Raw genomic sequence first — 19,069 nt, 5'->3', positions numbered from 1 at the left:
AAAATGGACGAGAATTTTCAAAAATCAAATGAATTATTAAATATCGGTGCTAAGGCATACCGCAAAGGTGATTATGTGACAGCACAAGAGTACTATACTCAAGCAGCTAAACTTGGAAATGTTCAAGCTATGTGCAATCTAGGTTACATTTATGAATATGGCCGCACTGGTAAGCGAGACTATGAGAAGGCTTTCTATTGTTTTAAGAAAGCTGCAGATAGTGGTAGTGCAGAAGCTTGCTATAAAGTTGGCGATATTTATTTTTACGGGGATGCAGGAGAGAAAGACTATGGTCTAGCATTCGAATATTATCAAGAAGCTGTGCAACTTCTTAATGAAACAAACGACGATGATGATATTATGTCAGATATTTATTATCGCTTGGCCTTATGCTGGTATAAAGGATATGGCACGGATCAAGATATATTAATCGCATTTCACTATATTAATGAAGCTGAATTTTATTCTTATTGTGATCGTTTTACTGATAAATTCATGTGGCAATCAATAGCTAAGAGAATTGAATTATTAAGAAGCGAGATTAAACACAGCTTGGATGAAGCATTAGAAAACAAATAACTACAAATAACTACAACTAATACAATTATGATTTTTTATCAGGTCATTGAAAAATAAAACTCAACCATAGAAAGGACTACACCTATGCAATTCCACAATCCTAACGATACTATCCATGTTCCACCACAAAATATTTTTGAAGACTTACTTGATCAGGTCGAAAAGTTGCAAACGCAAGTGGACGAACTCAAGCGGCTTCAATATAGTAATTCCAGCAACGCACGTGACGTTTTTCTATATGGCTGCGAATTAGCTGGCAGTCAGTACCTTGATTTAGCAGATCACGTTGTGCCAAAACTGCATGAAAATGATCCGCTGGTTTTAATGCGTGAGCCCAATAATGAATTCGACGAGCATGCAATTAGCGTGCACACAACTGGCGGACTTAAGCTAGGCTATTTACCTAGAAGCAATAATTTGATCTTAAGTCGTTTGATGGATGAAGGCAATTTGTTGTTTGGCAAAACCAAGACTTTTCATTGGGACGGCAAGCGTTTGTATTTAGTAGTAAAAGTTTATATGAGAGCATAATAAAAGGGCATCACATTGAAGTGGTGCCCTTTTTGCTTAAGCGATTTGTCTAGGATTTACATCATTCGCATATTCTTTTAATTCGCGCATGCTGTATTTCTTGCCGAAGATGCTATCTTTATCAGGAACCAAACGATAGCTATTCTTTAACGTTCTCATAAATTTATTGGTGAAACCATTTTTCTTTTGACCGTAAAGCGTATGTTGATTCAGCCATTGCTCTGCTTGATTTCTTGATAGATATTTCATGAAATCTTCCTTTCCAATATTTAGAATTGCAGCTACTTTGACTGTATCCCTGTACACACTATTGTAGTGCTTTAATAGCTGAAAGTATAATGACAGCTAGAAACATTTTCTCTGGACACTTTTTAGCTGGTAAATAAATGATAAAATATTGTTGATTAGAAAGTTGAGGATGAAATGAAAAAAATCGGGAAACTATCGTTAGTTTTGTTAGCTGGCTTAGCTTTAACGGGATGCAGTCAAAACTCTAAGCAAAATACTGCACCAAAGAAAAATGCAACTACAAAAACTGTTAAAAATAATAAAAAGCCTACAAGAATGAGGCATTTATCTGCTCAGGACTTAACTCCACAAAAAACTGTTGCAGTTGTAGTTGCGTATGCAGGTAATCGTTACTCTGGCAGTTGGAATAAGGCTTTGCTTGATGGCAAGCAAAACGGGCTCGAAGTTGACTTGAAGAATCAATCAGATTATTCATATATGAATGAAGGTAGCGGAGTAGCCTACATGGTTTCCGAAAATGCAGGATATACTCTGAAACAAGTAAATAGTAAAAATATTTATTATCTCTTTTTAAATGGTAAAAAGCTAGAATCAGTTACCATGAAAGAAATGATTGCTTATTTGAACAAACGGGATTCAGACAAGTTGGTGAATAGCTTGGCTAAAAATGCCAAAGTTAACGATGAACGTTCAGATTCTAATAATGCTTCTTCGAATTCTACTGGTAAAAAATCTAACTTGCCTGGAGATGATGGACTATTAAATGTACCAAAAGAACTACAAGGAACTTGGTATACTTATCCTGCTGATGATGACAAACTAGAAACTATTAAGATTAGTCAAAATAAAATCAATGATGGCTACAGTTCACTAGAGTTACATAAAATTAACGTTAAATTTGCTAACGAGCATTTATATAGCGACATGTCCAGGTCTTATAGAAATGCTACTAAGAATTGGGGCATGGCACAGATGATAGGGAAGAAGATCCATAACATTGATTACTTGAATGTCCGTACCTGGATGCAAGGTGCTGGTGATGGTATTTATTATGGTGCTCATACTGAAAACGGTCAGTCAGTTGTAGTTATTGGTGAGGGTGCAGGACTATGGACAAATAGTGTTGCTTGGAAGACACCGCAACTTGCACAACAGTATAAACACAAGAAATTTAGAGATTTATTCTATCAGGATGACCAATAAAATGAAAAAGATACCTTTAATCTTAATGCTAGGACCACAAGCGTCTGGTAAATCTAGTTTTATTAAGATGAATAATTTACAAAACTATACTATTTCTGGAGATGAAATTAGAATTCGCCTAAATGGGATCAATTCTAATAATGGTCACACTCAGATAAATTTTGTCCCGCAAACAGAATCAATTGTATGGCATATTTTTTATGAAGAACTAGACACACGTTTGCAGAATAAGTTGCCAACTGTCATAGATAATACGAATCTGGCTGGTCATGGATTCAATCCAATCAGCGATATTCTGAAAAGAGTGCCAGTCGATTATCAAGTATATGTCATTGATTGTTTTAAGCCATTATTGGACTCCAAAGATCCATTCAGTGAGGAGTCTCTAGATCATGCATTAAAAACTCTTGTGCAGCGCAATCGTGATCGAGAATATTCAGTGAATATGGATATAATTAAACGTTTTGTTGGCTATTATAAAGATTTTAAAATACCAGATAAAGTCAAAGTGATCAGTTCTGCAGATTTGCAGCAAGCACAGGATATAATCGATATGGTGTTAAATTATCGATAAACATGGTTTTCAGAGATTTTGATATAATCAGGACAGAATAATGGATGAAGACGATAAATTACAAAAATCAAATAAATTATTAGATATAGGCGCTGAGGCCTACCGCAATGGTGATTACCTAAAAGCACAAAAATATTATGAATATGCAGCAAAGCTAGGTAACACTCAAGCTATCTGTAATTTGGGCTATATTTATGAATATGGTCGTACAGGGAAGCGTGATTACAAGAAGGCGTTTTACTGCTTTAAGATTGCCGCAGATGACGGTAGTGCAGAAGCCTGTTATAAAGTAGGAGATAGTTACTTCTATGGAGATGCAATAAAACAAAATTACAACTTGGCTCTTGAGTACTATATCAAAGCAGAAGATTTTGCTAATAAATCTGGTATTGATGATGATATTAAATCAGATATTTATTATCGTTTAGCGCTATGTTTGTACAAAGGGTATGGTACAGATGAAGATCCATTATCTGCATTAGAATACATAAATGAAGCTGAATATTACTCTTATTGTGACCGCTTTGAAGATAAATTCATGTGGCAATCAATAGCTAAGAGAATTGAATCACTAAGAGCCGAGATTTTACAAAGACTAGATGAATATTTAAAAAATTAATAACATCGACGAGTCGCATCCCTAAACCGGACGCGGCTTTTTTAATCTGAAATTTTATTAAAAATAAGACCAGAGCTTTTGTGTTGTGTTTCATTGATACGATAACTACAAACAAGATTATAATAACAATTGCTAGATAATGATGTGAAAAATTTATTCATACATAAGGAAGAATGATTGATATGACTTTGACAGGAAAGAAAACACTGAAAAATGAATTACAGCAAAATGCGGATCAAGTTCAGCATTTTGGAATACGTAAATTATCTATCGGTGTCACTTCAGTGTTGTTATCAACTTTGTTTTACGTTGGTGCGATTAATACAAATACTGTACAAGCAAGTACGGTAGATAGCGGTGTGCAAACTGCGAAAGTAGTACAGAAGAAAGCAGATTCTTCTGTGCAAGCTGGTTTAAATAAAGATAAAACAGATGATGTTTCTGGTAAGGCTGCTGAACCAACTTCTCAAGAAAACGATAATACTGCAGATAATTCTGTTGAAAATCATACAGAAAATAATTTGACAGTCTCTAAACCCGAATCAACTATTAAAGCTAGACAATTAGTTGAAAGCAAAGTAAAAAATTCTAATGTTCAAACTCAAAATGGGGGGGTAGAGCAGCCTAGTGCAACTGCTAAGCCAATCGAAGTTCAGCCTAACCAGGATGCCAATGCTAATAAGGCAGAAATCGGTCAAGGCCAAGCTGAAGAAACTAACCTATCATGATGGTGACTTTATCATCCCCGCAGGTTATGAATTAGTAAGTATGTTACCAACCAGCTATAAATTTAAAGCTTCTGACAATGATCCAATTGATATTCATTTGAAGCATAAAGTAATAGTTATCACACCAAATGGTCCAAAGCAGTCAACTGATAAGTTGCCAGATAATCCAAGTAAGAATTATCTAACTGGTGTTAGTCAAAATGATTTAAACGAAATGATCAAACGTCAAATTACGGTAGTCAGACCTGATGGCAGTACCATTGATGCTAGTCAATTGATAACGCTAACGAGAACTGCGACATTAGATGAAGTAACAGGGAAGGTGATTAAGTATAGTAACTGGACAATTAGTAGTTTTAGTGAATACAATGCCCCAGAAATTCAAGGTTATACTCCAAATCGAAATGCCAAAGCTGTTGAAGTTGTTAAACATGGTGATGATCACTTTGAACCTATTAAGATCACGTACATTTCACTAGGTTCAGACACTGATGATACGAAAACTGGTGATTATCCAGGAAATACATCAACAACTTCTCAATCTAACTCAAAAGAAGTAGAGCATGTTCCTTTGAAAAATAAGTTTTGGATCAAGGGGCACCCATATTCCTTGCTTGATCTACTTCATAATGATCCTTGGACTTCTAAATTCGAGGGTGGCACTATTTATCAGGCATTTTTAAGCGCCTTAAGCTATCACCGTTGGAACAGTCCAGTTAGTGGTAAGATTGTTAAAGCATATCACATCAATGGTAGCTACTATGGTGAAGCGTTAAGTCAAGGTTTCGAAAATCCAAATGGTGCTGATCCAGTAGCTGCTAATGACTCACAAGCCTTTTTAACTTCAACTGCAACACGTGCTGTAATCTTTATTCAAGCTGATAACCCTAAGATAGGCCTGATGTGCTTTGTAGCCGTAGGTATGGGAGATGTATCAAACAACGAAATTACTGTTCGTATTGGACAGCATGTCAAAAAAGGTGAGCAATTGGGCATGTTCCACTTTGGTGGTTCAACACATGTCTTACTGTTTCAACCGACAGTTGATTTAGACTTTAATCTTCACGGTCAAAAACCTGGCATCGATTCAAGCAATATAAAGGTTAGAGACGAAATAGCAGTAGTAAAGTAAATAAATGTGATAGAGGATTGGACTTATATTTAATTGCTGTAAGTTCAACCCTCTTATTTTGATTAAATCTTTGATACAATAGACATGATTAAATAAATAGGGTGTGATCTAAATTCTAAAATCTAAACGGCATTTCATGTTTCTAGGAGTTGCAGGAATTATCTATTATTCTTGGCTCTTAATCGTTCTATTTATCGCCTTTATTTTGGGCTATGAAGGGAACAAAGCAATTAGTATACCTGGAATAGTAGTTGGTATCATTTTCTTACTTTTAGCAGTTTATACTTGGTCCTTTTCTTACTTGCAAAAGGGTGGAGACAAAATATTACTCAAGTTGCCATATCGTTCAAAAGTAAAAATCAATCAAATGACTTTGCTTTCAAGTTGGCGTAATTTTCAAGTTTATCAACTAAAAAGTGATTACCAAAGCTATTCTGTTTTAATGATGTCTAGAAAGAAGAATAAGCAATAATGAAATCAGATATTGAAATCGCACAAGAAACCAAAGAATTACCTATTAATGAAATAGCCGCTAAGGTAGGCTTGAAAGAGGAAGACTTAGAACCTTATGGTCATGATAAGGCTAAGATTACTTGGCAAGCCATTAACAGGACTCGTGCTAGTAAAAAGTTAGGTAAATTAGTATTAGTAACCTCAATTTCTCCTACTCCCGCTGGGGAAGGTAAGTCAACGATTACAATTGGCTTGGGGGATGCAATTCACAATCAGTTGCACCAGAATGCGATGATCGCCTTGCGTGAACCTTCGATGGGACCTGTTTTTGGATTAAAAGGCGGTGCTACAGGTGGTGGGAAAGCACAAATCATCCCTATGGAAGATATCAACCTACACTTCACAGGAGATATGCATGCTTTAACTGCCGCAATTGACACACTTGCAGCTTTAGTTGATAACTACATCTACCAAGACAATAGCCTAAATCTTGATCCTGACCGAATTTTACTTAAGCGTGGGCTTGATGTTAATGACCGTGCTTTAAGAAAAATCACGGTTGGTCAAGGCTCTAAATTCAATGGTGTTGAGCACCAAGCTAGTTTTGCTATTACTGTTGCTAATGAATTAATGGCAATTCTCTGTTTAGCAACAGATATCAACGACTTAAAGAGTAGAATTGGTGATATGCTAGTTGGCTACACTAAAGATGATGAGCCGGTTTATGTTAAACAGTTAGGATTCCAAGGTGCAATTGCTGCACTATTGTCTAATGCGCTGAAGCCTAACTTAGTACAGACCTTGGAACACACACCAGCATTAGTGCACGGGGGGCCTTTTGCTAATATCGCACATGGAGCCAATTCCGTCATTGCGACAAACTTGGCTTTGCATTTAAGCGACTATGTATTAACTGAGGCCGGCTTTGGTAGTGATCTTGGTGGGCAAAAGTTCATGGACTTTGTCTCAAGACATCTGGACAAGACGCCCGATGCTGCAGTAGTTGTAGCAACTGTTCGTGCTTTAAAATATCAGGCATTAGGCTCAACTGATCATTTAAATGAAGAAAACTTGGATGCATTGAAAGAAGGATTTAAGAATCTAGAACGACACATGAATAATATGCGTTCATACAATGTACCAGTAATTGTCTTGATCAATCGTTTTGCTTCAGATACTGAACAAGAACTCGCTTTACTTAAGCAATTAATTGAAGAACAGGCCGTTCAAGCTCAAGTGGTTACTTACCATGGTGAAGGTTCAAAAGGTGGCATTAAAGCTGCTCAAGCTGTGATTAATTTAGCTAATTCTAATGCAGCAAATTTAACTCCAACATACGCAGATAATGACGATGTTAAAGATAAAATTAAAAAAGTCGCCACTAAGATTTATCATGCAGCCGGAGTTGAATACAGCGAAAAAGCTGAAAAACAAATCGAAGAATTAAGAAAGTTAGACAAGGCTAACTTACCTGTAATTATCGCTAAAACACAATATTCATTCACTGATAATAAGAATGAATTAGGTGCTCCAACTGATTTTAAGCTTCATGTAAAGGGAATTAGTTTAAAAAATGGAGCTCGTTTTATCGTAGTCACTACTGGTCACGTGCTAGATATGCCTGGTTTACCTAAGCATCCTGCAGCCTTAGACATTGACGTTGATAACAATGGTAAAATTAGTGGATTATTCTAAAAAATATGCAATTTTTATATTTAATTATTTCATTAGTTGTCGTTCTTGCTGATCAAGGACTAAAAAATTATATTGTTGCTCATTATGCTATAGGAGAAGTACACCAGATTATTCCTGGAATTCTTTCTTTTAATTATCTACAAAATAATGGCGCGGCTTGGAACATTTTAACTGGTCAAATGTGGCTTTTTTACATTATCAGTATTATTGCCATTAGTGTTTGCTTGTATTTTCTTTTTAACAAAAAGTACAAGAATACCTTGTTTGATGCGGGTTTAGCCCTCATCTTAGGTGGAATTGTTGGTAATTTTATTGATCGTTTGCATTTAAAATATGTAGTTGATATGCTTCAGCTTGATTTTGTTCACTTCAACATTTTTAATATTGCGGATTCCGCAATTACTGTTGGAGTAATCCTTGTGTTCATTTACTTAATTTTTATTGAAGGTAAGGAAGAACAACATGACTAAAGAATATTCACTTGAAGTAAAAAACGAAAAGGGACGTTTAGATAAGTTTGTTTCAGAACAAATTCCTGATCTATCTCGAACTAGAGTTAAAGAACTGGTTAAAGACCAAAATATCCTAGTTAATGGCAAAGTCGAAAAAGTATCTTATAAGATTCAGGCGGGAGATAAAATCGAAGTTAATATTCCAGCGGTTAAACCGTTAGATGTTATACCCGAAAATATTCCACTTGATATCGTGTATGAAGACGATGATGTCATTGTAGTTAACAAGCCTCAAGGTATGGTAGTGCATCCCGCACCAGGTCATCCAGATCATACTTTAGTAAATGCGTTGTTATATCACACCAAGGCCTTAGCACAATCACCAGAAGGATTTCGTCCTGGAATTGTCCACCGGATTGATAAAGATACATCTGGTTTATTAATGATCGCTAAGACCGCCAAGGCTCGTGAATCATTAGAAGATCAATTGGCTCATAAGACTAACAAACGTCTTTATTGGGCAATTGTTCATGGTAATTTTGCGGAAGAAAATGGGGTAATTGATGCACCAATTGGTCGCAATCCATATGACCGCAAGAAAATGGCGGTAGTTGAAACAGGCAAAAAAGCTATTACTCACTTCAAGGTGCTTGAGCAGTTCAAGGATTATAGCTTAATTGAGTGTCAGCTTGAAACTGGAAGAACCCATCAAATTAGAGTTCATCTTGACTATATTGGACATCCGGTTGCAGGAGACCCATTATACGGTCCACGTAAAACCTTGAAAGGTCATGGTCAATTTTTGCATGCTAAAGTATTAGGATTTAAACATCCAAGTACTGGCGAATGGCTAGAGTTTAGTGTAGAACCACCACAAATTTTTCAAGAAACGTTGGCTCAACTAGAACAAACAAGTAAGTGATAATATGAAACGTTATTTGATTTTAGAAGATGGCAGTTCATTTCCAGGTGAAGGAATTGGTGCCAGTATTATTTCAACCGGTGAATTAGCAATTCAAACGGCTAATTTTGGCTACCAAGAAGCATTAACAGATCCTACTAATGCTGGTAAAATTTTAGTCTTTACTTCACCAATGATTGGTAATAACGGTATTAATGCCATTGATTATGAAAGTATTGATCCCGTAGTTAAAGGGATTATTGCTAACGATATTGCATTAAATATTTCAGATAGTGAAAATTTTGAAGATTTAAGTTCTTTTTTGAAAGAAAAGAACATCCCTGCAATTTTCAAAGTTGACACTCGTGCTTTAGTTCATCGTCTAATGGAAGAAGGTACAATTAAGGCTTCGATCATGGATACTAATGACGAGCATGCCTTTGATCAGATTAAAGCACTAGTTTTACCTAAAAATAAATCTGCGACTGTTTCAACTAAGAATGCATATGCATCCCCTAATGTTGGACGAACTGTAGCTGTGCTAGATCTTGGGCTAAAGCACTCAATGCTGCGTGCTTTATCTTTACGAAAAGTAAATACGACAGTTTTACCATACAGTGCCAGTCCGATTGATATTGAAAACTTACGTCCTGAAGGAATAATTATTTCAAATGGGCCAGGAAAACCAGAAGAAGTAATTAATCAGCTAACGCCAGTTTTAGATCATTTTTATGGTAAGTATCCAATTTTAGGAATCGGATTAGGTTTTTTAACTTTGAGCGATTATCTCGGCTTTGAACTGGTTCAATTACCACAAGAATTTGATGGTATTAATTATCCAGTGATTGAACAAAATAGTAATGCTATCTGGCAAACAGCGATGAATATTGACCAACTAGTGTTGCCTGATAGTGTGAAGATGAATATGAATCGTGAATACTTTGATCTACACAGTGAACTGATGGCGGGCTTCTGGAACAGTAAGGACAAATTGATCGCCACTGCTTTTAATCCTGAAGGAGCACCAGGCACTAATGATGCAGATGAAATTTTTGATTATTTTTTACAGATGATGGGGTAGTTATATGCCATTAGAAAACGATTTAGATAAAGTTTTAATTATCGGATCAGGCCCTACTTTAATCGGTAGTGTAGCAGAAATGGATCTTATGGCAACAGAAGCAATTGATGCTTTGACAGAAGAAGGCATTCAAGTTGTGCTAGTCAATCCTAATCCAGCTACAATTTCAACTGATAAAAAATCTGGTGTAACAGTCTATCTTGAACCGATGACTCTCGACTTCCTGAAAAGAATTCTACGGATGGAAGAGCCAGATGCAATTATGACAGCTTATGGTTCAACTAATGGTTTAAAGGTTGCACATAAGTTATTACAAGATGGCATTTTAGAACAAATGGGAATTCAGTTACTAACATTGAATTCGCGTGCTCTACAAATGGGGAATCAACAGAAAAAGACAAAGTTGCTTACTAAGCTACATATTGATACCGGGCAATCTTGGGAACTTAATCAGAGTATTCAGGATAATTTAGATAATGCGCTAGAAAGCATTAACGACAAAGTCACTTTTCCCGTATTAGTTACTAAGTACAACCGTTTTGTACACAACGAACATTTGCAATTTGCAAATCCTACCGATTTAATCAGTTACTTTAAAGAAGAAAAGCAAAATGATAATTTTACATGGAAGAATTATCGCTTAACTGAAGACTTATCTAGTTGGGAAGAAGTAATTGTTGACGTAATCCGTGATAAGGATGGCAATTTAGCTTTTATCAATTTTGCGGGATCTATTGAAGCTGTAGGTATTAATTCAGGTGACTCTGCAGTTGTGATGCCATCATTAACCCTAAGCAATGATCATATTCAAGAGTTAAGAATAACCGTTAGAAAAATCATGTCTAATCTTGATCTCATTGGATTTGCTAGTTTTCATTTTGCGATTAAACACCATGGAACTCAAATTCGATCTAAGCTTTTGACGATTCGTCCGCGTTTGACGCGAAGTTCTGTTTGGGCTCAAAGAATTGGAATGTATGATGTGGGATATGTCGTTAGCAAAGTTGCTATCGGTTATCGACTGAATGAGATTACCGATCCTCTATCTGGACTTAATGCCTCAATTGAACCCACCTTAGATGCAGTAGCAATTAAAATGCCATATTGGTCATTTGCTGAATCCGGTTATAACCACTATTTGCTAGGAAGTCGCATGCAAGCAAGTGGAGAAGCAATGGGTGTAGGGCGTAATTTTGAAACTGCTTTTCTGAAAGGCTTAGATGCAACTATTAATTTAGAACTGGGTTGGCATGCTTTTATAAAAGAAAAAGAAAAATCCACTGCAGATATTTTGAATGATTTGGCACATCCTGATGAATTGCATTTAGTTAAATTATTAGCCGCAATTGATCAAGATATTCCATATTCTGAATTACAAAAAGTAACACATTTGCATCCGGTTTATTATCAGAAATTGCTTCACATTGTAAGACTTGGCAAAAAGTTATTACAAGAGAAGGAGCAGCCTTCGCGTGATTTGCTGCAAGAAGCTAAAGACTATGGATTCTTTAACCCATTATTAGCTAAGATTTTACAAAAATCAGTTACTGAAGTTCGCTCTTTGATTAATAAAATTGACTTGCAGCCATCATATTTGAAGATCGACGGCTCAGCAGGTATATATAAACCTAATGTTTGTGCTTACTACAGTGCATATGATGTTCAAAATGAAGCAAAAGCTTTAAATGCTGAAAAAAAGATCTTGATTTTGGGCATGTTGCCGCTTCAAGTTTCGGTTACTAGCGAGTTTGACTATATGATTGCTCACGCGGCCGATACTTTACATAAGTATGGCTATGTTACTGTGCTTCTATCAAATAATGACGAATCGATTTCATCAAGGTATAAGAATATTGACCGAGTTTATTTTGATTCCATTACAGTTGAAAATATTCTAACTGTTGCTAAAAGAGAAAATATTTCTGATGTATTAGTTCAATTTTCTGGCAAAAGAATCAGTGCATTGAGTAAAGAGTTGGAAAAATGTGGTTTGCACGTTATTGGGCAAAAGGCAAACGACGATCCGCGGGATAAGATTACTACTTTGCTTGATCAACAATTTACTACCTTAAAGCGGGTCCCGGCATTAAATAAAACAACTGATACAGACCAGGTTTTCGCTTTTGCTTCTAAATATGGTTTTCCACTTTTAATTGGCGGTATGAATAAAGAAAACAAGAAAAAATCTGCAGTTGTTTATGATGTTCCTGCAATAGAGAAATATTTAGCAGAAAACCAACTTGATCAAATAACTATTTCTCGCTTTATTGAGGGACACAAATATGAGGTAACGGCTATCTCTGATGGTACCAATGTAACTTTGCCCGGTATAATTGAACATCTAGAGCAAACAGGTTCGCATGCCTCTGATTCAATTGCAGTGATTCAGCCGCAAAATTTAACCGAAGAGCAGCAAAAAAAGATTGAGCAAGAGTCAATTAAATTAATTAAGCAGCTGAAAACAAAAGGTATTTTTAATCTGCACTATTTATTCGTTGATAATGACCTATATCTATTGCAAATTAAACCATATGCAGGTCATAATGTAGCATTTTTATCAAAATCACTAGATAAGGATATCACTACTTGTGCTACAGAAGCTTTAATTGGCAAAAATTTAGCAGAGCTAGGATATCCTAATGGTCTATGGCAAAACAGCGATTTTATTCATATTAAAATGCCAGTATTTTCATTTCTTAATTATTCAAGTGGTAATACTTTCGATTCAAATATGAAATCCTCAGGTTCTGTAATGGGTCGAGATACTCAACTAGCTAAGGCTTTATACAAAGGATATGAAGCAAGTGATTTACATATTCCAAGTTATGGAACAATCTTTATTTCAGTCAGAGATGAAGACAAGAATCGCGTGACCCAACTAGCTCGCCGATTTGATCGCTTGGGTTTCAAATTAATTGCGACCGAAGGAACAGCTAATATGTTTGCGGAAGCTGGGATTACTACTGGAGTAGTGGAGAAGGTTCATAAAGACCCTAGAAATCTACTAGATAAAATTCGTCAACATAAGATCGTCATGGTTATTAATATTACTAATTTGTCTGATGCAGCTAGCGAAGATGCATCGCGCATCAGAGATGAAGCGCTGAATACACATATTCCTGTTTTCTCAAGTATCGAAACAGCGGAATTGATTTTAGACGTTCTAGAATCATTGGCTTTAACTACTCAACCTATTTAATAAGCAAAACAAAATGCAAAGTCGATATGACTTTGCATTTATGAGAATCATTGAACTAACTAGTTCGATGATTTTTATTTTTCAATTTTTTTATTCATAATTTCCTTTTCTTCAGGAGTTACTTCAATTGAATTTTGTCCAGTGTAGATTACAAATCCTGGTTTAGCACCATTAGGCTTTTTCACACGCTTGTCTTGCACATAATCAACTTGTACGTGAGCGGAATTTTTAGCCTTAGAAAAGTAAGCTGCAATCTCAGCCGCTTCTTTAATATCTTGATCAGTAGGCTGATCATCGCGTAAGATCACATGTGAGCCTGGCATATTCTTAACATGAAACCAGTAATCAGATTTATTAGCTTTTTTAAGAGTAAGCCAATCGTTTTGATAGTTGTTTTTACCAACCAATACGTGTTTACCAGATGAAAGTTTAAATTCATTTAAATTGCGTTCAGTGATTTTCTTCCTACGCTTATTTTTCTTTTGTTTACGTAAATATCCTTGATTAATCAATTCATCTGTAATTTGATCAATATCCTGTGGATTCGCATTGTCAATAGCTGTTTGAATTGAATCAAAGTAACGAATATCATCCTTAGCAATACGAAGCTGTTCATTAATGTGCTTAATAGAATCACGTAACTTTTTGTAACGAGTAAAATACTTTTGCGCATTACGAGCAGGGGAGAGAGCAGGATCTAATTTAATCTCTAATGGAGCATTATTTTCGTAATAGTTAGGTAATGAAACTTTAGTCATTCCAGGTTTTACTTGAGCCAAATTTGCATTTAAAATTTCGCCTTTAATTCTATAGCCCTCTGAATTTTCAGCAAGATCTAATTGCTTCTCAAGTTTTTTAACTTTCTTAGTTAGTTTCTTTTGCTCATTCTTAACTACACGTTCAACTTGTCCTGCACGCTGCTTAACCCAATCACGTGTTGCCTGATATTCATAAAATTCATCTAAGCCAGCATTCAGATCTGGATTAGAGCTTTCTTTCTCTAAATCTAAATGATAGGGCAAATAACAAAAAATCTTACGCTTATTTCTAGGTGTTTTTAAAATAAAAGCACGCGGATTGTCAAACTGATTAAAAAAGATCTTAAAAGATGAATAAGTGTAATCGTCTTCAAGATAGCCTAATAATTCAGTTCGATCATCTTTATCTAAGCCATCCATTTTTTGAGCAATTTCATTAGGCTGGTTTTCACTACTTAATTGTTTAAATTCACTTTCTGATAGAGTCAACCCATTTAATCCTGGTTTTAGTGGGGGCAACTCATATTTTGCTTTTGGCAGTAAAACACGCGCTCTATTTTCATCAGGATTAATTCGCTTAAGTAAATCAATAATGTGATTGTCTTCTTGATTATAAAGGATGACATTACTATGACGTCCCATTAATTCTACAGAAAGCACGAGCTTGACTTGATCACCAAGTTCATTTCGATTACTAAAATGAAAGTTGACAATTCGGCCTAAGCCAACTTGCTCAATCGATTGCAAAACTGAACCTTCTAAGTATTTTCTTAAAACCATGACAAAAATAGGTGCTTTATCAGGATTTGCAATGTTTTGTTTAGTCAAATACATTCTTGGATATTGTGCATTGGCCGAAATTAAAAATTGATAATTCTTTCTATCTTTTCTAAAAATTAAGACTAGGTCTTGATCAAATGGTTGATAAATTTTTGATAAGCGACCACCTACCAGAGTAGGGACTAAGTCTTTTAATAAACTATGGATAAATAATCCATCAAATGCCATAAATATCACCTCAAAGTTCGTGTAATATTATATCAATTTTTAGTCAGATTCTAAAATGATTATATTTATAAGTTATAGCTAATCATAATTGAAGCCTACAATACAGTAGTAAATGTTTCACGCTAAGTCTGCTATATCATTCAGTTGTATATTACAACATAAAAAGTACATTGTATTATACAATATTGCTGATAAATTAGCCTTTTGGTATTATCAAATGTAATATTAAATGATAAAATACAAGTATATAGTAATCTACATTGGAGAAAAAGGACTATACGAATGGATGTATTATTTTTTAGTACGATCGCAGATCAAGTGAAAAAAGAAATAAATCACAAATGTGGCTTAAATATTTCACAAACTCGAATTTTGCTATTTTTTGATGAAAACAAAAATCAAGCATTAGCGATGGGGAAGCTGGCAGAAGCGCTTAATATTTCATTATCAACCTTAAGTCGTCAATTGCAGCAAAAGAAGACTATGAGCTTTATTAATATCACTAGATCGGAAAAAGATTCAAGCAAGATTGTGAATCTAAGTGAAGCTGGCGTGACTAAAGCTAAAGAACTAAAAAAAACTCTGACTAAGATTGAGAATTTATTATTTGTCTATTTTGACAGAGATGCTGCTAATTTATTTATTAAGCAATTAAATCAAGTCGCTGATACTTCTATGACCCTAGAAAAAATGGAATAGGGTGCGTGATAGGTGCCTTTTATGCTATAATTTTTCTATGCTAAATTAGATATGGGAAGGGTTAATAAATTGAAAATTGCATTAGTTACTGACAGTACTAGTGTCTTAACTGATCAAGAAGTTAAAAATAATGATATTAATGTAGTTCCTATTCCTGTCATCGTAGGTGATAAGGAATATTCAGAAGGCGTTAATATCACTTCCACCCAGCTTTTTGAGATGGAGAGACAAGGTGCTGCTTTTCCTAAAACTTCACAGCCCAGCATGGGTCAAATGATAGAATTATGTAATAAATTACACGGAGAAGGCTATGAAGCTATTATCGCTATCACTTTGTCCAGTGGTATCTCAGGCTTTTATCAAAATATGGTAAATATGGCACATAACAATCCTGAATATAATTTATATCCATACGATTCTAAGATGACAGTTAGATTGCAAGGCTACTTGGTGTTAGCTGCCGCAAGAATGATAAAAAATGGTATGGAACCAGAGGCTATCTTAAAGAAATTAGATGAGATACGTAAGACAATTGATGAATTCTTTGTAGTAGATGATCTTAAAAACTTAAGTCGTGGTGGCCGTTTAAGCAATGCCGGTGCTTTTATTGGGACAATGCTTCAAATCAAGCCTTTGTTAACTTTTAATGATGAAGGAAAAATCGTTGCTTTTGATAAGATCAGATCATTAAGGCGTGCTGTTTCTAAGGTAGAAAAATTAACTTTAGAGAAGACAGCAAATTTGCCTTATAAAGATAAGCTCCGCTTGTTTGTATTTCACTCAAATGATTTAAAGCAAGCGGAGCAAATTAAGCAATTTGTTAATGAAAACTTTCCAGATAAGCCAGTTGATGTAGCTGAATTTAGTCCAGTAATCGCTACACACTTAGGAGAGAAATCAATTGCAATTGCATGGATGGTTGATATTGATAAGCTCGAATTAAAATAAGAACAAATAGCCATAGACCATAGTTTGTACTATGGTCTTTTTTTGTTTACCCTTTTTACGATAATAGATTTGTAATTAAAAATTACAGTTGAGATACTAGTGTTGAATGTCATAGTAAAATTGCTATAATGTGCAATAGTGCTATGGTTATCACAAAATATAGGAATTAATTTAATAACTGTTTTACTATAGTATTTATTTTAATGTTCTTTTTATGTTACAATCATTTTTAAATCAAATTATAGAAATTCGAGGAAATGCATATGTCTGCAAGCATACTTATTAAGCCATTAGTTACAATCAACGTTAAATTAAACATAAGGAAATTACATCAAATTGAAAAATATCAACAATAATCAAAACTTAAACTTTACTCAAGTTAAAGATATCTTAGCTCAACAGGCAATTACTATTGCTGCCAAAGAACAATTAAGTTCCGCCCAACCAAGTAGCAATTTACATAAAGTAGAACAACTGCTTAATGAAACAGAAGAAGCCGTGAAGATTTTGAAATTACGGCAGCACATTCCTTTTGCCAGTTCTGAGGATATCGAGCATTTAATTACTAAAGCTGAAAAAGGACTAATCTTAACTCCCGATGATCTAGAAAAAGTAGCAGAATTTTTACGAGTAAATCGCCTACTACAACGCTTTTTAGCCAGACATGAGCAGCTAGCACCATTACTCAATGCATATGTCCAAGACATGACGCTATTGCCAGACATTGAAAATGCTATTTATACTACTATTGAACATGGTCAAGTACGCGATGAGGCAGATCGTGAACTAGCAAAAATGCGCCGCGACTTAAAGAAATCTGTTACTGAACTCAAAACTGCATTAAATCATTTTTTGACTAGTAAACCTAATCAAAAAATGATTAGAGACGCAATGATCGTTGAAAAAGAGGGCTACGCTACCATTCCAATTAAAGCAAACTACAAAAATCAATTGTCAGGGACTATTGTGGCTGTTTCTAATGGTGGACAAACCGTCTACTTTCAACCTGCTAAGGTTGTTCGTCTAAATCAGCAAATAACCAATTTAAAGGCACAAATACGTAATCTAGAACTAGCAATCTTAGGTGCTTTAACTGCAAAAATATACGACGTGAAGGATGATATTAAGCGTAACATTGAACTAATCACTTTACTAGATATGATTTTTGCTAGGGGAAAGTTTGCACAAAAATATAATTGTATTAGGCCTAAAATTAATCGTGAAAATTCTCTTGTTTTACGTGCAGTGCGGCATCCCTTGATCATTAATCCTGTTCCGTTAACCTTAGAATTAACCCAAGAAAATAGTGTTCTAATGATTACAGGACCAAATGCTGGTGGTAAAACCGTCGCGCTTAAAACTACTGGTTTGATGATTTTAATGACCGAACTAGGTCTGTTTTTACCAAGCGATAAACCATGTGATATTCCATTAATGGATGACGTTTTTACTTTAATAGGTGATCACCAGGACCTAGATAATTCTCTGAGTACTTTTTCAGCCGAAATGAAAGATATTGCCATGATTACCAAATATGCTCAATTCCATAGTTTAGTATTATTAGATGAATTAGGGACAGGGACAGATCCAAATGAAGGAAGCGCACTCGCTATTGGAATTCTACAAGAGTTGTATTTACGTGGCTGTTTAATCATGGCCACAACACACTACAGCTCTATTAAGGATTTTGCTAAGCAGCATGATGGTTTTATCACAGCTGCAATGGATTTTGACTTAAAAAATCTGCAACCTACTTATAAGTTAAAGATAGGAAGTATTGGTAATAGTCGAGCACTATGGATCGCCAAAAAATCAGGTATTCCAGAAAATGTTCTGCATCAAGCAGAAGCCATATTAGCGGGCAATAATTTACCTTTATCTTTAAAAAACGTTTCGTTCACCAGCGGAAAAACAAAAGCAACCTGGTTGTTAAAAAAGAATTTCATAAAGGTGATATTGTATATGCTACCAATTTAAAAGAAGAAGGAATCTTTTATAAATATCTTCCTACCCAAAATGCAGCAAAGATATTTTTGGCAAAAGAATTTGTAGAAGTACCACTCAGACGTTTACAATTAAGACGACTAGCTAAAGACTTGTACCCAAAAGGATATAACTTAGATTTACTCTTTGTTAAAGACTGGCAAGATTATAAGTTTAATCGTGATCTAGATCGTGGCTCCAAAAAAGCTTACAAGAAATTGAAACATTAATAAAAAACGAGTTTGGAATTGAATAGCCAAACTCGTTTTTGCATTTA

Annotated in this window: 17 protein-coding genes and 1 pseudogene; 16 read left to right on the top strand and 2 right to left on the bottom strand. The window is 35.0% G+C overall.

Features of this window, described 5'->3' with window-relative positions; genetic code table 11:
* Positions 1 to 3 precede the first annotated feature (3 nt).
* Both J6L97_RS05325 and J6L97_RS05320 read left to right on the top strand, forming a co-directional pair.
* Complete coding sequence (locus J6L97_RS05325; protein WP_054832822.1) at positions 4 to 579, top strand: tetratricopeptide repeat protein; 576 nt, start codon at positions 4 to 6, stop codon at positions 577 to 579.
* A gap of 84 nt (positions 580 to 663) precedes the next feature.
* A complete protein-coding gene (locus J6L97_RS05320) occupies positions 664 to 1,110 on the top strand; it encodes an HIRAN domain-containing protein (protein ID WP_054832821.1) in 447 nt (148 codons plus the stop codon).
* A gap of 36 nt (positions 1,111 to 1,146) precedes the next feature.
* On the opposite strand, the gene J6L97_RS05315 is transcribed toward J6L97_RS05320, so the two are convergent.
* Complete coding sequence (locus tag J6L97_RS05315; RefSeq protein WP_054832827.1) at positions 1,147 to 1,359, bottom strand: hypothetical protein; 213 nt, start codon at positions 1,357 to 1,359, stop codon at positions 1,147 to 1,149.
* 174 nt (positions 1,360 to 1,533) lie between these two features.
* On the opposite strand from J6L97_RS05315, the gene J6L97_RS05310 reads away from it, so the two are divergent.
* The 11 genes from J6L97_RS05310 to J6L97_RS05260 all read left to right on the top strand — a co-directional run bounded on the left by J6L97_RS05310 (position 1,534) and on the right by J6L97_RS05260 (position 13,396).
* On the top strand, positions 1,534 to 2,562 hold the full coding sequence (locus J6L97_RS05310) for a hypothetical protein (protein WP_057726703.1): 1,029 nt from the start codon (positions 1,534 to 1,536) through the stop codon (positions 2,560 to 2,562).
* A gap of 1 nt (position 2,563) precedes the next feature.
* Positions 2,564 to 3,136 carry an AAA family ATPase gene (locus J6L97_RS05305; RefSeq protein WP_057726704.1) on the top strand — a complete coding sequence of 191 codons (573 nt, stop codon included), beginning with the start codon at positions 2,564 to 2,566 and terminating at the stop codon, positions 3,134 to 3,136.
* A gap of 40 nt (positions 3,137 to 3,176) precedes the next feature.
* Entirely contained in the window at positions 3,177 to 3,755 is a 579-nt protein-coding gene (locus J6L97_RS05300; RefSeq protein ID WP_057726705.1) for a tetratricopeptide repeat protein, read from the top strand.
* A 182-nt stretch (positions 3,756 to 3,937) separates the two neighbouring features.
* The gene (locus J6L97_RS05295) at positions 3,938 to 4,483 is read left to right on the top strand and encodes a YSIRK-type signal peptide-containing protein (protein ID WP_081036413.1); all 546 of its coding nucleotides are present in this window, start codon (positions 3,938 to 3,940) and stop codon (positions 4,481 to 4,483) included.
* Entirely contained in the window at positions 4,428 to 5,615 is a 1,188-nt protein-coding gene (locus J6L97_RS05290) for a phosphatidylserine decarboxylase (protein WP_158083626.1), read from the top strand. Before J6L97_RS05295 ends, J6L97_RS05290 begins: the two co-directional genes overlap by 56 nt.
* Before the next feature lie 136 nt (positions 5,616 to 5,751).
* The gene (locus J6L97_RS05285) at positions 5,752 to 6,087 is read left to right on the top strand and encodes a hypothetical protein (protein WP_005719623.1); all 336 of its coding nucleotides are present in this window, start codon (positions 5,752 to 5,754) and stop codon (positions 6,085 to 6,087) included.
* Positions 6,087 to 7,763, top strand: coding sequence for a formate--tetrahydrofolate ligase (locus J6L97_RS05280; protein ID WP_057726707.1), 1,677 nt, complete (start codon positions 6,087 to 6,089; stop codon positions 7,761 to 7,763). Before J6L97_RS05285 ends, J6L97_RS05280 begins: the two co-directional genes overlap by 1 nt.
* Positions 7,764 to 7,768: 5 nt before the next feature.
* Entirely contained in the window at positions 7,769 to 8,233 is a 465-nt protein-coding gene (lspA, locus tag J6L97_RS05275; RefSeq protein ID WP_057726708.1) for a signal peptidase II, read from the top strand.
* Positions 8,226 to 9,137: an RluA family pseudouridine synthase gene (locus J6L97_RS05270; protein ID WP_005719627.1), complete on the top strand. Its 912-nt coding sequence runs from the start codon at positions 8,226 to 8,228 to the stop codon at positions 9,135 to 9,137. The genes lspA and J6L97_RS05270 overlap by 8 nt, the downstream gene beginning before the upstream one ends.
* Before the next feature lie 4 nt (positions 9,138 to 9,141).
* The gene (locus J6L97_RS05265) at positions 9,142 to 10,197 is read left to right on the top strand and encodes a carbamoyl phosphate synthase small subunit (RefSeq protein ID WP_013086377.1); all 1,056 of its coding nucleotides are present in this window, start codon (positions 9,142 to 9,144) and stop codon (positions 10,195 to 10,197) included.
* Between the two features lie 4 nt (positions 10,198 to 10,201).
* Positions 10,202 to 13,396: a carbamoyl phosphate synthase large subunit gene (locus J6L97_RS05260; RefSeq protein ID WP_057726709.1), complete on the top strand. Its 3,195-nt coding sequence runs from the start codon at positions 10,202 to 10,204 to the stop codon at positions 13,394 to 13,396.
* Between the two features lie 74 nt (positions 13,397 to 13,470).
* On the opposite strand, the gene J6L97_RS05255 is transcribed toward J6L97_RS05260, so the two are convergent.
* Positions 13,471 to 15,162 carry an Rqc2 family fibronectin-binding protein gene (locus J6L97_RS05255; RefSeq protein ID WP_057726710.1) on the bottom strand — a complete coding sequence of 564 codons (1,692 nt, stop codon included), beginning with the start codon at positions 15,160 to 15,162 and terminating at the stop codon, positions 13,471 to 13,473.
* Between the two features lie 282 nt (positions 15,163 to 15,444).
* Between J6L97_RS05255 and J6L97_RS05250 the strand changes: the two genes are divergently transcribed.
* The 3 genes and pseudogenes from J6L97_RS05250 (at position 15,445) to J6L97_RS05240 (ending at position 19,022) form a co-directional block, all read left to right on the top strand.
* Positions 15,445 to 15,861: a helix-turn-helix domain-containing protein gene (locus J6L97_RS05250; RefSeq protein WP_005719632.1), complete on the top strand. Its 417-nt coding sequence runs from the start codon at positions 15,445 to 15,447 to the stop codon at positions 15,859 to 15,861.
* 69 nt (positions 15,862 to 15,930) lie between these two features.
* Positions 15,931 to 16,809: a DegV family protein gene (locus J6L97_RS05245; RefSeq protein ID WP_057726711.1), complete on the top strand. Its 879-nt coding sequence runs from the start codon at positions 15,931 to 15,933 to the stop codon at positions 16,807 to 16,809.
* 336 nt (positions 16,810 to 17,145) lie between these two features.
* A pseudogene (locus tag J6L97_RS05240) lies at positions 17,146 to 19,022 on the top strand (endonuclease MutS2).
* Positions 19,023 to 19,069: the final 47 nt, after the last annotated feature.

The sequence above is a fragment of the Lactobacillus crispatus genome (assembly GCF_018987235.1).
In the GTDB taxonomy this organism is placed as follows: Bacteria; Bacillota; Bacilli; order Lactobacillales; family Lactobacillaceae; genus Lactobacillus; species Lactobacillus crispatus.
The sequence above is the reverse complement of the archived record's forward strand: the minus strand, read 5'-3'. Positions and strand labels throughout refer to the sequence as shown.